The 14,657-nt window shown below is 42.4% G+C and carries 12 protein-coding genes and 1 tRNA gene; 12 read left to right on the forward strand and 1 reads right to left on the reverse strand.

The features are described from left to right. From AC1M84_RS07975 to AC1M84_RS08025, 11 genes are all read left to right on the forward strand, one after another. Positions 1-91 (forward strand): EF-Tu C-terminal domain-related protein (locus AC1M84_RS07975; protein ID WP_019509660.1); only part of this gene is annotated, 91 nt, incomplete at its 5' end. A 47-nt stretch (positions 92-138) separates the two neighbouring features. Next, positions 139-214: transfer RNA gene (locus tag AC1M84_RS07980), tRNA-Trp, on the forward strand. Positions 215-291: 77 nt separating this feature from the next. Further along, on the forward strand, positions 292-732 hold the full coding sequence (gene secE, locus AC1M84_RS07985; RefSeq protein ID WP_035265936.1) for a preprotein translocase subunit SecE: 441 nt from the start codon (positions 292-294) through the stop codon (positions 730-732). 7 nt (positions 733-739) lie between these two features. Next, a complete protein-coding gene (nusG, locus tag AC1M84_RS07990; protein ID WP_035265938.1) occupies positions 740-1,273 on the forward strand; it encodes a transcription termination/antitermination protein NusG in 534 nt (177 codons plus the stop codon). Positions 1,274-1,388: 115 nt separating this feature from the next. After that, entirely contained in the window at positions 1,389-1,817 is a 429-nt protein-coding gene (rplK, locus tag AC1M84_RS07995; protein WP_004813566.1) for a 50S ribosomal protein L11, read from the forward strand. Between the two features lie 3 nt (positions 1,818-1,820). Further along, positions 1,821-2,516 carry a 50S ribosomal protein L1 gene (gene rplA / locus AC1M84_RS08000; RefSeq protein ID WP_035265940.1) on the forward strand — a complete coding sequence of 232 codons (696 nt, stop codon included), beginning with the start codon at positions 1,821-1,823 and terminating at the stop codon, positions 2,514-2,516. Positions 2,517-2,817: 301 nt separating this feature from the next. Continuing rightward, positions 2,818-3,324 (forward strand): 50S ribosomal protein L10, encoded by a 507-nt coding sequence (rplJ, locus tag AC1M84_RS08005; RefSeq protein WP_035265941.1) that lies wholly within the window; start codon positions 2,818-2,820, stop codon positions 3,322-3,324. 51 nt (positions 3,325-3,375) lie between these two features. Next, complete coding sequence (gene rplL / locus AC1M84_RS08010; protein ID WP_035265942.1) at positions 3,376-3,747, forward strand: 50S ribosomal protein L7/L12; 372 nt, start codon at positions 3,376-3,378, stop codon at positions 3,745-3,747. 305 nt (positions 3,748-4,052) lie between these two features. Beyond that, positions 4,053-8,141 carry a DNA-directed RNA polymerase subunit beta gene (gene rpoB, locus AC1M84_RS08015; RefSeq protein WP_092766627.1) on the forward strand — a complete coding sequence of 1,363 codons (4,089 nt, stop codon included), beginning with the start codon at positions 4,053-4,055 and terminating at the stop codon, positions 8,139-8,141. 144 nt (positions 8,142-8,285) lie between these two features. After that, positions 8,286-12,479 carry a DNA-directed RNA polymerase subunit beta' gene (gene rpoC, locus AC1M84_RS08020; RefSeq protein WP_035265945.1) on the forward strand — a complete coding sequence of 1,398 codons (4,194 nt, stop codon included), beginning with the start codon at positions 8,286-8,288 and terminating at the stop codon, positions 12,477-12,479. A 197-nt stretch (positions 12,480-12,676) separates the two neighbouring features. After that, complete coding sequence (locus tag AC1M84_RS08025; RefSeq protein WP_481594792.1) at positions 12,677-13,033, forward strand: DNA transfer protein p32; 357 nt, start codon at positions 12,677-12,679, stop codon at positions 13,031-13,033. Positions 13,034-13,095: 62 nt separating this feature from the next. Here AC1M84_RS08025 and AC1M84_RS08030 read toward each other — a convergent pair whose 3' ends face one another. Beyond that, positions 13,096-13,584 (reverse strand): DUF4442 domain-containing protein, encoded by a 489-nt coding sequence (locus AC1M84_RS08030; RefSeq protein ID WP_035265952.1) that lies wholly within the window; start codon positions 13,582-13,584, stop codon positions 13,096-13,098. Between the two features lie 124 nt (positions 13,585-13,708). Here AC1M84_RS08030 and AC1M84_RS08035 point away from each other — a divergent pair, with 124 nt between their 5' ends. Next, on the forward strand, positions 13,709-14,587 hold the full coding sequence (locus AC1M84_RS08035) for an alpha/beta fold hydrolase (RefSeq protein ID WP_180028978.1): 879 nt from the start codon (positions 13,709-13,711) through the stop codon (positions 14,585-14,587). The last annotated feature ends 70 nt before the right edge of the window (positions 14,588-14,657 follow it).

Genomic DNA, 14,657 nt, shown 5'->3' on the forward strand with positions numbered 1-14,657 from the left:
CCCAATCGCAATGGACCCAGGTCTACGTTTTGCGATCCGTGAAGGTGGTCGTACAGTTGGTGCTGGTGTTGTTGCGAAAGTAACTGCATAATAGAAGTACAAACGAAAACCGAGAGTTTCGATTCTCGGTTTTGTTATAGGTCAGTAGTTCAATTGGTAGAGCGTCGGTCTCCAAAACCGAATGTTGGGGGTTCGAGTCCCTCCTGGCCTGCCAAATTATTTTTGATAAAAAGCTTGATGCTGGCTAAACTGGTCATATAATAAGTCGCGAATTCAACGACGAGTACAAAAATGTCGAATGATAAATCGCGTGACGCATTAAGCGACGCGCCAATTCCTCAAAGAAACAATTCCGCTGAAGTCGTTAAATCTGGTTCACCAGTTGACGTGATTTTATGGATTATTGCATTGGCATTACTTGCTGGTGCACTTATGGTAAATCAACATCTTCCAGCATATTGGGTTCCCGCAAACAATATTTGGGTGCGTGTTGGGGTAATTTTGGCTTGTATCGTTGTGGCTTTAGGTTTATTATACGCCACCCATCAAGGCAAAGGCTTTGTTCGTTTGTTGAAAGACTCACGCATTGAACTGCGTCGAGTGATTTGGCCAACAAAGCAAGAAACAGTAACTGCATCATGGCAAGTGTTACTTGTTGTTGTAATCACCGCTATTGGTTTATGGTGTTTTGATTACATTATTAGTTGGTTGATGAAGTTTATTATCGGGTAAAAGAGCTATGAAACGTTGGTACATTATTCATGCCTATTCAGGTTATGAAAAACAAGTGATGCGTTCGCTTAATGATCGAATCCAGCGTAGCGCTGTTGCCGATAGCTTTGGTGAAGTCCTTGTTCCTACCGAAGAAGTGGTAGAGATGAAGGATGGTAAGAAACGTAAGTCAGAGCGTAAATTCTTTCCAGGCTATGTGTTAGTTGAAATGGAAATGAATGATGATACTTGGCACATTGTTAAAGAATGTCCAAAAGTACTCGGATTTATTGGTGGTACGGCAGAAAAGCCTGCTCCAATTACGCAAAAAGAAGCTGACGCGATTCTTGCACGTGTACGCAATACTGGCGAAGCACCTCGTCCTAAGACAATGTTCGAGCCAGGCGAAGAATTATTGGTTACTGATGGTCCATTCACAGACTTTAAAGGTGTGGTGGAAGAAGTCCAGTACGAAAAGTCACGCTTAACGTTGACGATTAATGTATTCAATCGACCAACTCAAGTTGAATTGGAATTTCGCCAAGTCGAAAAAACAATTTAATCTGAATTGGTTGAAAACGCCCGATTTTATTAATCGGGCATTGTTGTTGTAACGGTATCGTTACTTGTAAATATTGGGGAGCCTTAATCGGCGTTTGTACCCAGAGGTAATTGAAATGGCTAAGAAGATTGACGGCTATATCAAGCTGCAAGTTCCAGCTGGTAAAGCGAATCCATCTCCACCAATCGGTCCTGCACTAGGTCAACGTGGTGTAAACATCATGGCATTCTGTAAAGAATTCAATGCTGCTACACAAAAACTTGAAGCTGGTCTTCCGATTCCTGTAGTGATCACTGTGTACAACGACAAGTCGTTCACATTTATCATGAAAACTCCGCCTGCTGCTATTCTTCTTAAGAAAGCTGCTGGTATCCAAAAGGGTTCAGCTGTACCTAACAAAACTAAAGTTGGTAAGTTGACTCGTGCTCAATTAGAAGAGATCGCGACTACTAAAGAACCAGATTTAACTGGTGCTGACTTAGACGCGCGTGTACGTACCATTGCTGGTTCTGCACGTTCTATGGGCTTGGAAGTGGAGCTTTAAGACATGGCTAAATTAACTAAACGTCAAAAAGCGATTGCAGCTGCTGTAGAAGCGAACAAAGTTTATACTTTGGAAGAAGCTGTAGCAGTACTTTCTAGCCTTCCAGCTGCTAAATTCAAAGAATCTTTGGATGTAGCTGTAAATCTAGGTGTTGATCCTCGTAAATCTGACCAAGTTGTTCGTGGCGCGACTACACTTCCTGCAGGTACTGGTAAAACTGTACGTGTAGCTGTGTTTGCTCAAGGTGCTGCTGCTGAAGCTGCTAAAGCTGAAGGCGCGGACGTAGTTGGTTTTGATGACCTTGCTGAAAGCATTCAAGCGGGTAACCTTGACTTTGACGTAGTGATTGCTGCTCCAGATGCAATGCGCGTTGTAGGTAAGTTGGGTACAATCCTTGGTCCACGTGGCTTAATGCCAAACCCTAAAGTGGGTACTGTAACTCCTGACGTAGCAACTGCAGTTAAAAATGCAAAAGCTGGTCAAGCACGTTACCGTGTAGACAAAGCGGGTATCATCCATGCTGCGATCGGTCAAGTAGGTTTCACTGCTGAAGCTGTTCGTCAAAACGTTGAAGCTCTTGTAGCTGACCTTAAGAAAGCAAAACCTGCAACTTCTAAAGGTGTTTATATCAAAAAGATCACTTTAAGCTCAACTATGGGTCCTGGTCTTACTATTGATGTAACTAACGTTTCTAACTAAGTTTAACTTAGACAGAATTTTAAAGCCCTGAGTAAGATTTGAAGCGTTGCTTCAAATCTTACGCAAGATACCGGTTTTGGATTTCTTGCGAACTTAGGCAAACTTTGAATTGGTAAATGAGAATTTATCAGCGTCAAAGACCTCAGGCGAGGGGAGTTTTATGCTTCGCTCTTAATATTCCAGCCTGCGTAGACGCGGTGGTGTGATTTAGTTCATCCTCCGCGTGTTGACTCAGTGATGAGTTAACGAACTGGGAGTGTACTTCGCGTGAGTACATAAATCACCGTTAGGAGGTTTTACAATGGCTCTTCTTATCGAAGACAAAAAACAGATCGTAGCTGAAGTTAACGCTGTTGCTTCTACTGCTTTCACTGCTGTTGTTGCTGACTACCAAGGTTTAACTGTTGAGCAATTAACTGCTCTTCGTGTTGAAGCTCGTAAACTAGGTGTTACTACACGTATCGTGCGTAATACTTTAGCTAAACGTGCTCTTCAAGATACTCAGTTCGATATCTTGAACGACAACCTTGTTGGCCCAACAATTTTAGCTTTCTCGACTTCTGAAGACGACATGGGCGCAGCTGCTCGTTTGTTTGAAGAATTTGCTAAAACTAATAAAGCATTTGAACTTAAAGCTGCTGCATTCGATGGCAAGGTTTATCAAGGTGCTGAAGTTAGCGTAATCGCGAACCTTCCGAACCAAGAAAAAGCGCTTACTATGCTTGCAAACGTTCTTCAAGCTCCTATTTCGAAATTGGGTCGCCTTATTACTGCGCTCAAAGAGAAAAACGAGTCAGAAGCTGCTTAAGCTTAATAAATCAATTTCCACACCATTCAATATCCATTTGGAGTTATTCTCATGGCTTTAACTAACGAAGAAATCTTAAACGCAGTTGCTGAAAAAACTGTTCTTGAACTTGTTGAACTTATCTCTGCTTTTGAAGAGAAATTCAATGTATCTGCTGCTGCTGTAGCTGTAGCTGCTGCTCCAGGTGCTGGCGCTGCTGCTGCTGAAGAACAAACTGAATTCAACGTAGAGTTGACTTCTTTCGGTGCTAACAAAGTTGCTGTAATTAAAGCAGTTCGTGAAGCTACTGGTCTTGGTCTTAAAGAAGCTAAAGATTTAGTTGAAGGCGCTCCAGCTCTTCTTAAAGAAGGTGTTTCTAAAGAAGAAGCTGAAGAACTTAAGAAGAAACTTGAAGAAGCTGGTGCTCAAGTTACTGTTAAGTAATTTCGCCATGGGGCCAATATTAATTTGACCCCAAAAATTGGCTGATGGCTCTTGGGTCATCAGCCTTTTTGCGTTACAATTATCGGCTCGATTTTTGTTAACTTGATGTAAAAATCATCAATACCAACTATAATTGAATAAAATCAAACGCTTACCAATATTTTTCCATGTTTAAAAATATTGTTAAGCGTTTTAATACCACTGAACATTGCAGCATTTGAACAAAGTGGTGGTCATATCGACCTGCGTAATTCCTTCTAGACCCGTTCTGCAGGCGGGTTTAGTTTACTTTCCGAGGACTCCAGATGGCATACTCATATACCGAAAAGAAACGGATCCGTAAGAATTTTGGTAAATTGCCCCAAGTGATGGATGCTCCGTACCTGCTCGCGATTCAAGTCGACTCGTACAGAACGTTCCTTCAAGATGGCAAAACACCAAAAAACCGCGAAGATATCGGTCTCCAAGCCGCATTTCGTTCAGTTTTTCCAATTGAAAGTTATTCTGGGAATGCTGCTTTAGAATTCGTTGAGTATAGCCTTGGTAAACCAGAGTTTGACGTTCGCGAATGTATTCTTCGTGGCTCAACTTATGCGGCACCAATGCGCGTAAAAATTCGTTTGATCATTAAAGATCGCGAAACGAAATCAATTAAAGACGTACGTGAACAAGAAGTGTACATGGGTGAAATGCCACTTATGACACAGAACGGTACGTTCGTGATCAATGGTACTGAGCGTGTAATCGTATCTCAATTACATCGTTCACCTGGTGTGTTCTTTGATCATGACAAAGGTAAGACGCATTCAAGTGGTAAGGTGCTTTATTCTGCACGTATCATTCCTTACCGTGGCTCATGGTTAGACTTTGAATTTGATGCTAAAGACTTAGTATACGTACGTATTGACCGTCGTCGTAAGTTACTTGCGACTGTGATTCTTCGTGCCTTGAACTATACAAACGAACAAATTCTAGACATGTTCTATGAAAAAGTTCCTGTATATCTAGACATGGGCAGCTATCAAATTGACTTGGTTCCAGAGCGTCTGCGTGGCGAAATGGCACAATTTGATATCACAGATAATGACGGTAAGACAATCGTTGAGCAAGGTAAACGTATTAATGCGCGTCATGTTCGTCAAATGGAAGCTGCAGGCTTAACTAAACTTCCAGTACCTGATGAATATTTGTATGAGCGTATTACTGCTGAAGACATTACATTACACAATGGTGATGTGATTGCTGCAAACACGGTTCTTAGCCATGAAGTGATGGTTAAAATTGCTGAAGGCGGCGTTAAGCAATTTAACCTACTTTATACCAATGACATCGATCGCGGTTCATTCGTAGCTGATTCATTACGTGCTGATACGACTTCTGGTCGTGAAGAAGCGCTTGTAGAAATTTACAAGGTAATGCGTCCAGGTGAGCCACCAACGAAAGAAGCTGCAGAAAACTTGTTCAATAACTTGTTCTTCTCTTCTGAACGTTATGATTTATCACCAGTCGGTCGTATGAAGTTCAACCGTCGTTTGGGTCGTCCTTACGAAGTGGGTACAGATCAGAAGTCGCGTGAAGTTGAAGGTATTCTTTCAAACGATGACATTATTGACGTATTAAAAACACTGGTTGAAATCCGTAACGGTAAAGGTGAAGTCGATGATATCGACCACCTAGGTAACCGTCGCGTGCGTTCTGTTGGAGAAATGACAGAAAACCAATTCCGTGTTGGTCTAGTTCGTGTTGAACGTGCTGTGAAAGAGCGTTTATCACAAGCAGAGACAGATAACTTGTCTCCACAAGACTTGATTAATGCTAAACCAGTAGCGGCTGCAATCAAAGAATTCTTTGGTTCAAGCCAGTTATCTCAGTTCATGGATCAAAACAACCCATTGTCTGAAATTACACACAAACGTCGTGTATCAGCATTAGGTCCAGGTGGTTTAACACGTGAACGTGCGGGCTTCGAAGTACGTGACGTACATCAAACTCACTACGGTCGTGTTTGTCCAATTGAAACGCCTGAAGGTCCAAACATTGGTTTGATCAACTCATTATCTGTATATGCGAAAGCGAATAGCTTTGGTTTCTTAGAAACTCCATATCGTAAAGTTGTTGATGGTCGTGTAACGGATGAAGTTGAATATTTATCAGCAATTGAAGAAGTAGGTACTGTGATTGCACAGGCCGATTCTCAATTGGATAAAGATGGCAACTTAACAGAAGAATTCGTATCTGTTCGTCACCAAGGTGACTTCGTACGTATGCCGCCAGAAAAAGTAACGCACATGGACGTATCTGCTCAGCAGGTTGTTTCTGTGGCTGCGTCACTGATTCCATTCCTTGAACACGATGATGCGAACCGTGCATTGATGGGTTCAAACATGCAACGTCAGGCTGTTCCTACGCTGATTGCTGACAAGCCTCTTGTTGGTACAGGTATGGAAGCGAACGTGGCGCATGACTCAGGCGTGTGTGTGATCGCGAAACGTGGCGGGCGTATTGAATACGTAGATGCATCTCGTGTCGTTATTCGTGTGAATGAAGATGAAATGGTTGCGGGTGAAGCAGGTGTAGATATCTACAACTTGATTAAATACACACGTTCAAACCAAAACACATGTATTAACCAAAAAGTACTTGTGAACCTAGGCGACAAAGTTGGTCGTGGTGATGTACTTGCTGATGGTCCATCAACTGATGGCGGTGAATTGGCTCTTGGTCAAAACATGCGTGTCGCGTTCATGACTTGGAACGGTTATAACTACGAAGACTCGATCTTATTATCTGAGCGTGTTCTTCAAGAAGATCGTTTGACGTCTATTCACATTCAAGAACTCTCTTGTGTTGCGCGTGATACTAAACTTGGTTCTGAAGAAATTACTGCTGATATTCCGAACGTAGGCGAGGCTGCACTTTCTAAGCTTGATGAATCAGGTATTGTCTATATCGGTGCTGAAGTAACTGCTGGTGACATTTTAGTTGGTAAAGTAACACCTAAGGGCGAAACGCAGTTGACTCCTGAAGAAAAATTGCTTCGTGCAATCTTTGGTGAAAAAGCAGCTGATGTGAAAGACTCTTCACTTCGTGTTCCATCTGGTACGAAGGGTACAGTCATCGACGTTCAAGTGTTTACTCGTGATGGTATCGAGAAAGACGAACGTGCTCAAGCGATTGAAAAAGCTCAACTTGATGCATACCGTAAAGATTTGAAAGAAGAATACAAAATCTTCGAAGAAGCTGCACGTGAGCGCGTTGTACGTTTGTTGAATGGTCAAGAGTCTAATGGCGGCGGTACAACAAAACGTGGCGATAAGTTAACTGATGAAGTTCTTTCAAATCTAGAACTTGTTGATCTACTTGATATCCAACCAGTAGATGAAGGCATCGCGGAGCGTTTAACTCAAATTCAAGTATTCTTGAAAGAAAAGAGTCTTGAAATCGATGAGAAATTCGCTGAGAAAAAACGTAAGCTTTCTACAGGTGATGAGTTAACAACTGGCGTATTGAAAGTTGTTAAAGTTTACCTAGCAGTAAAACGTCGTATTCAGCCTGGTGATAAGATGGCGGGTCGTCATGGTAACAAAGGTGTTGTATCAAACATCTTGCCAGTTGAAGACATGCCACATGATGCGAATGGTGTTCCAGTAGATATCGTATTGAACCCACTAGGTGTACCTTCACGTATGAACGTGGGTCAGATTCTTGAAACTCACTTGGGTATGGCTGCGAAAGGTCTTGGTGACAAGATCGATCAAATGTTGAAAGAACAACGTACTGTACTTGAACTTCGTGAATTCTTAGACAAGATTTACAACAAAGTTGGTGGCGAGCAAGAAGATCTTGATAGCTTAACTGATGATGAAATCTTGGCACTTTCAGGCAACCTCCGTAAAGGTGTTCCACTTGCAACACCAGTATTTGACGGTGCCGAAGAAGGTCAAATCAAAGAGTTATTAGAACTATCTGGTCTTTCACGTACTGGTCAGACAGTACTGTATGATGGCCGTACTGGTGAACGTTTTGACCGTCCTGTAACTGTAGGTTACATGTACATGTTGAAATTGAACCACTTGGTTGATGACAAGATGCATGCGCGTTCTACAGGTTCTTACTCGCTTGTAACGCAACAGCCGCTTGGTGGTAAAGCACAATTCGGTGGTCAGCGTTTCGGTGAGATGGAGGTCTGGGCACTCGAAGCATATGGCGCAGCTTATACGCTTCAAGAAATGCTGACTGTGAAGTCGGATGACGTTGAGGGTCGTACCCGTATCTATAAGAACATTGTAGATGGTAACCATTATATGGACCCAGGTATGCCTGAATCGTTCAACGTATTGACCAAAGAGATCCGTTCTTTAGGTATCAACATTGAACTGAAAAATGGTGACTAAATCCCCCTAAAGCCCCCTTTGATAAGGGGGAGACTTTCCCCTCTTTAAAAAAGAGGGGTTAGGGGAGATTACCAATTCAGTTAAAAAACAATATTTGTGACCCAGTTGTGAAGTGAAAATCTCCACAACACACGGAGAAAAAAATTGAAAGACTTGCTCGATATCATGCGCAAAAAGACGGATTCAGACGGTCATGCTCCTGTAGAGTTTGATCGCATCCGTATTGGTCTTGCGTCACCAGAAATGATTAAGTCATGGTCTCATGGTGAAGTTAAAAAGCCAGAGACAATTAACTATCGTACGTTCAAACCTGAACGTGATGGTTTATTCTGTGCCAAAATTTTTGGTCCAGTAAAAGATTACGAATGCTTGTGTGGTAAATACAAGCGTATGAAATACAAAGGCGTCATTTGTGAAAAATGTGGCGTTGAAGTAACAACTGCGAAAGTTCGTCGTGAACGTATGGGTCACATTGAGCTTGCTTCACCAGTTGCACACATTTGGTTCTTAAAATCACTGCCTAGCCGTATCGGTCTTCTTTTAGACATGACGCTACGTGATATCGAACGTGTATTGTATTTCGAATCTTACGTTGTAACAGATCCTGGTATGACTCCTTTCGAAAAATACCAACTTCTGAATGATGAAGAATACTTCACAGCATTAGAAGAGCACGGTGATGAATTCACTGCGAAAATGGGTGCTGAAGCAGTTCAAGATTTGTTGAAAGACATTGATCTTGAAGCTGAGATTTCTCGTTTACGTGAAGAAATTCCGAATACAACTTCTGAAACGAAGCTTAAGAAAGCATCTAAGCGTTTGAAGTTAATGGAAGCGTTCAAAGAGTCGAATAACAAACCAGAATGGATGGTGTTGACTGTACTTCCAGTACTTCCACCAGATCTTCGTCCGCTTGTACCACTTGAAGGTGGTCGTTTCGCGACATCTGATTTGAACGATCTTTATCGTCGTGTGATTAACCGTAACAACCGTTTAAAGCGTCTTCTTGACCTAGCTGCTCCAGACATCATCGTACGTAACGAAAAACGTATGTTACAAGAGTCTGTAGATGCATTGTTAGACAACGGTCGTCGTGGTCGTGCGATTACGGGTTCGAACAAACGTCCTCTTAAATCTTTGGCAGACATGATCAAAGGTAAACAAGGTCGTTTCCGTCAAAACTTACTTGGTAAGCGTGTTGACTATTCTGGTCGTTCGGTAATTACTGTAGGTCCTACTTTACGTCTTCACCAATGTGGTCTTCCTAAGAAAATGGCACTTGAGTTATTCAAGCCGTTTATTTTCGCGAAATTACAAGCGTCTGGTCAAGCAACTACCATTAAAGCTGCGAAGAAAATGGTTGAGCGTGAGACTCCAGAAGTTTGGGACGTTCTAGCATCTGTGATTCGTCAACATCCAGTGATGTTGAACCGTGCGCCAACACTTCACCGTTTAGGTCTTCAAGCATTTGAGCCTGTACTGATTGAAGGTAAAGCAATCCGTCTACACCCACTCGTATGTGCTGCGTTCAACGCCGACTTCGATGGTGACCAAATGGCGGTACACGTTCCATTAACACTTGAAGCTCAATTAGAAGCTCGTGCGTTAATGATGTCAACGAACAACATCTTGTCTCCAGCAAACGGTGAACCAATCATCGTTCCATCGCAAGACGTTGTCTTAGGCTTGTATTACATCACGCGTGATGCAATCAATGCCAAAGGTGAAGGCATGGTGTTCGCGGATACTCACGAAGTAAACCGTGCGCTTGCAACAGGTCAAGTTGATTTACATGCTCGCGTTAAAGCTCGTGTACATCAAACTGTGATCAATGAAAATGGTGAGCGTGAGCAACAAACCATTATCGTTGATACAACGCCAGGCCGTTGTTTACTTTGGGAAGTTGTGCCAGAAGGTTTAAGCTTCGAGCAAATCAACGTTGAGATGACCAAAAAGAACATCTCTAAATTGATCAACTCTTGCTACCGTAAGCTTGGTTTGAAAGATACTGTTATTTTTGCTGACCAATTGATGTACCTCGGTTTCCGTCAAGCAACACGTTCAGGCGTGTCTGTTGGTATGGAAGACATGGTGATTCCACCTGCGAAGTATTCAATCATCGAGAAAGCTGAAGTTGAAGTTCGTGAAATTGAGCAACAGTTCGAACAAGGTTTCGTAACTGCCGGTGAACGTTATAACAAAGTTGTCGATATTTGGGCACGTACAAACGACCAAGTAGCGAAAGCGATGATGGATAACTTGTCTTACACGACTGTTAAGAACAAACAGGGCGAAGATGAGAAACAAAAATCATTCAACTCCATCTACATGATGTCTGACTCTGGTGCCCGTGGTAGTGCAGCACAGATTCGTCAGCTTGCAGGTATGCGTGGTTTGATGGCAAAACCGGATGGCTCGATTATTGAGACACCAATTAAAGCGAACTTCCGTGAAGGTTTGACAGTACTTCAGTACTTCATTTCAACACACGGTGCGCGTAAAGGTTTGGCCGATACAGCATTGAAGACAGCGAACTCGGGTTACTTGACACGTCGTCTTGTAGACGTAGCGCAAGACTTAGTGATTACTGAGCCAGATTGCGGTACTTTTGACGGTCTCGTAATGACGCCATTCATTCAAGGTGGTGATGTTATCGAGAACTTAGGTACTCGTGTGCTCGGTCGTGTACTGGCTGAAGATGCGAAGCGACCAGGTTCTGATGAAGTGGTACTGCCACGTAATACACTCATCGATGAGAAACTTGCAAACTACCTAGAAGAGCAAGGTGTCGATGAAGTTAAAGTGCGTTCAGTAGTAAACTGTGCATCTACTTTTGGTGTATGTGCGAAATGTTATGGTCGTGACCTTGCACGTGGTCACTTGGTGAATCCAGGTGAATCAGTGGGTGTAATGGCTGCTCAATCCATTGGTGAGCCAGGTACACAGTTAACGATGCGTACATTCCACGTGGGTGGTGCTGCGAGCCGAACTTCTGCTGCGAACAGTGTTCAAGTACGTAATGCAGGCTTTGTCCGTTTCCATAATGTGAAGACAGTGCAACACGCTAAAGGTCACTTAGTGTCTGTATCTCGTTCTGGTGAGATTGGTATCACTGATGACATCGGTCGTGAGCGTGAGCGCTATAAACTTCCTTACGGTGCCTCAATCTTGATTAAAGATGGTGGTGCGGTAGAAGCTGGCGGTATTGTAGCGACTTGGGATCCGCATACGCATCCATTGGTAACAGAAGTTGCTGGTAAAGCACGTTTCAGCCAAATCGCTGATGGCGTGACTGCAACATCGAAAACAGATGATGCAACTGGTATGACGACAGTTGAAATTTTACCTGTAACGTCTCGTCCAGCTTCTGGTAAAGACTTACGTCCAGCGATTGTATTAGATACAGTTGATGGTGGTGAACAGTTCTACTTCTTACCACAAAATACAATTGTGACTGTCCGTGATGGCGAAACAATTGGTGTGGGTGATGTAATTGGTCGTGTACCTCAAGAAACTTCACGTACTCGTGATATTACCGGTGGTCTTCCACGCGTAGCTGACTTGTTTGAAGCGCGTAAGCCGAAAGAACATGCGATCCTTGCAGAAGTTTCAGGTGTTGTAAGCTTTGGTAAAGAAACTAAAGGTAAGAATCGTCTTGTGATCACACCGGATGATGGCTCAGAGATTTACGAAGAGTTAATTCCTAAGTGGCGTACGATTAACGTGTTTGAAGGTGAGCATGTTAACCGTGGTGAAACGATTTCTGATGGTCCGCAAAATCCACATGACATCTTACGTTTGAAAGGTGAAGTGGCGTTGACAAACTACATCGTGAATGAAGTTCAAGACGTATATCGTCTCCAAGGTGTAAAAATCAACGATAAGCACATTGAAGTCATCGTACGTCAAATGTTGCGTAAAGTTGAGATCATCGATGGTGGTGATACAAGCTTCATCAAAGGCGAGCAAGTGGATTACATCCGTGTTGTCCAAGAAAACCAAGCAGTACTTGCTCAGAACAAGTTCCCTGCGAAGTTTGAACGTCAATTGATGGGTATCACGAAAGCTTCACTTTCTACTGACTCGTTCATTTCTGCTGCATCGTTCCAGGAAACAACACGTGTGTTAACTGAAGCTGCTGTAACAGGTAAAGAAGATGATTTACGCGGTCTAAAAGAAAACGTGGTTGTTGGTCGCTTGATCCCAGCGGGTACAGGTTTGGCTTACCACTTAGAGCGTCGTCGTCAAGAAGCAGAAGCTGCTGAACACGAATTGGTTAATGACTTCTCTGAAGTTGACCAAGCGTTCTCACAAGCATTAAATGAAGATCAGTTTTAATCTAAACTGAATTAAGAAGGCACCTACGGGTGCCTTTTTTTATTGAGTTTGATAATGTGAATTTGAGGCTAAATATCTATTTTGAAAAAAAATCTTTACAAATAGCATCATTTTCGCGTTGTCTTGTAACAGAAATTGAAAATTTTATTCTCTAGATCGCGATATGCTTATATAAATAGACAAAGAGGGACATCAAGATGAAAAAGTTAACAGCTGTCATGGCGATGGCAACCGTATCTACAATGCTCCTTGCAGGTTGTGAAAGCATGACGCCGAATCAACAGCGTATTGGTGCAGCTGCTGCAGGCGGTGCACTTGGTGGTGGTGTTGGTAATAATGTTGGTGGTGGTGTTGGTGCAACGCTTGGTGGTGGTGCAGGTGCCGCTGTAGGTAGTAAAGCTCAAGGGGGCTCAGATCGTAATGCCACTTATAGTGGTGTAGGCGGTGCAATCGGGTCTGCAGTAGGTAAAAGTATTTTTGGTGGTAACTCTGGCGCTGCAATTGGTGGTGCAATTGGCGGCGGTGCAGGAGCAGCGATAGAGCAAAAGCAATAGAACAAAATAATCGTTAATTTGCTAAAGTGATAAAAAAAAGCGCTCATAGAGCGCTTTTTTTATTAACGGAAACGTGTGGCTTTTGCCTTCTTGCGACGGATATACACAGTTTTGTGAACTTCTGCGATCCGTAAGCCTGATTCATCCATAATATTCACAGTATAGTTACGGTAAACAGGAGCATGATTGCTAGCGAGCTCTTTGATGAGTTGTATTTCACTGGAATCAATGCGGATATCTGCATAAACAGTGCTACGACCAGGAGTTAAAAAATCGATGCTTGCAGCCTTATCCCAAACAATATATTTATCACCTAAGTGATACATGAGTAATGTCATATAGAATGGGTCAACCATAGAATAAAGGCTACCGCCAAAGTGGACACCCACAATATTTTTATTTTTTCGTGTAAGTGGCATTTTTACACGAATATGATGATTTTTTAAGTCGATTTTATCGATAGTAATGCCTGCGCCTTGAAAGGGTGCAAAGCTATTAAACATATACTTGGAGATTAACGGAATTGTCGTTAGCTTTTTCAAAATACTCATTTAGGTCAATTATTTTTATTTCATTAGTTAGCATACTAAAGTACAAAAAATATTCTGGCATTGATCGAAAATCATCGTAGACCAAGAAAACGGTCAATCAATAACAAAAAAGGTTGAGCATATTATGCAATTTGAATCGCATTGGATTAACACGACAGATCAACAAAAACTCTATGCTAAAACATGGGGAGATCGGAATAAGCCGGCATTGGTGCTTGTGCATGGTTATCCAGACAATCAAGAAGTATGGGAACCAATCATTTCGAATTTAATCGAAGATTATTTTGTTGTGACTTATGATGTGCGTGGCGCTGGTCAATCGAGCGTACCGAAAAAGATTCGCGCTTATGCATTAGCTCAACTGTCTTTGGATTTGGAGAGTGTGGTAAATCATCTGTTGCCAAATCGAAACTTTCATGTGGCAGCACACGATTGGGGCTCAATTCAAACATGGGAATCCGTAACAGAATCTAAATTTAAAGGTCGTATTCTTTCATATACCACTATATCTGGACCATGCTTGGACCATGCTGCTTATTGGATGCGTGAACAATTCAAACATCAAAAACCAAAGTTCTTTAAGCAATTGATTAAGTCTTGGTACATCGTACTATTTCAGCTACCCGTAGTTGCACCGACGATGTGGAATTTTCTCAATCCAGATCGCTGGGGCAAAATATTTGAAATTCTTGAAGATACAAAAGGCTTACCTGTAAACCAAAATATCTCTAAGGATGGTGAGTATGGTGTGGCACTGTATCGGGCAAACTTTATTCCACGTCTAATGATGCCTCGTCAACGTCATGCGATTTGCCCCGTTCAAGCGGTAGTCTTAAAACGCGATAAATATGTAAGTCCAGAGTTGATTGACGAAATTCCAAAATGGGCGACAGGTTTTGAACGTGTTGAGCTAGATGCGAATCATTGGGCTGTTTTAAGTCGTGCCCAAGAGATCGCATCGTATATTAAACAATTTGCAAAAAAAAATGCGCAAGGCGAATAGAATCTGACGAGTGAAGGTATCAACCCCTGATGAGCAGATTTATTACAAACAAATTCTGATAAAATAGTTT

This window comes from Acinetobacter sp. 24-47-66, assembly GCF_056779755.1.

Bases quoted from the DNA above. Each gene is read 5' to 3' on its own strand.
- secE (WP_035265936.1), top strand. From the start codon at position 292: ATGTCGAATGATAAATCGCGTGACGCATTAAGCGACGCGCCAATTCCT.
- nusG (WP_035265938.1), top strand. From the start codon at position 740: ATGAAACGTTGGTACATTATTCATGCCTATTCAGGTTATGAAAAACAA.
- rplK (WP_004813566.1), top strand. From the start codon at position 1,389: ATGGCTAAGAAGATTGACGGCTATATCAAGCTGCAAGTTCCAGCTGGT.
- rplA (WP_035265940.1), top strand. From the start codon at position 1,821: ATGGCTAAATTAACTAAACGTCAAAAAGCGATTGCAGCTGCTGTAGAA.
- rplJ (WP_035265941.1), top strand. From the start codon at position 2,818: ATGGCTCTTCTTATCGAAGACAAAAAACAGATCGTAGCTGAAGTTAAC.
- rplL (WP_035265942.1), top strand. From the start codon at position 3,376: ATGGCTTTAACTAACGAAGAAATCTTAAACGCAGTTGCTGAAAAAACT.
- rpoB (WP_092766627.1), top strand. From the start codon at position 4,053: ATGGCATACTCATATACCGAAAAGAAACGGATCCGTAAGAATTTTGGT.
- AC1M84_RS08025 (WP_481594792.1), top strand. From the start codon at position 12,677: ATGAAAAAGTTAACAGCTGTCATGGCGATGGCAACCGTATCTACAATG.
- AC1M84_RS08030 (WP_035265952.1), bottom strand. From the start codon at position 13,584: ATGAGTATTTTGAAAAAGCTAACGACAATTCCGTTAATCTCCAAGTAT.
- AC1M84_RS08035 (WP_180028978.1), top strand. From the start codon at position 13,709: ATGCAATTTGAATCGCATTGGATTAACACGACAGATCAACAAAAACTC.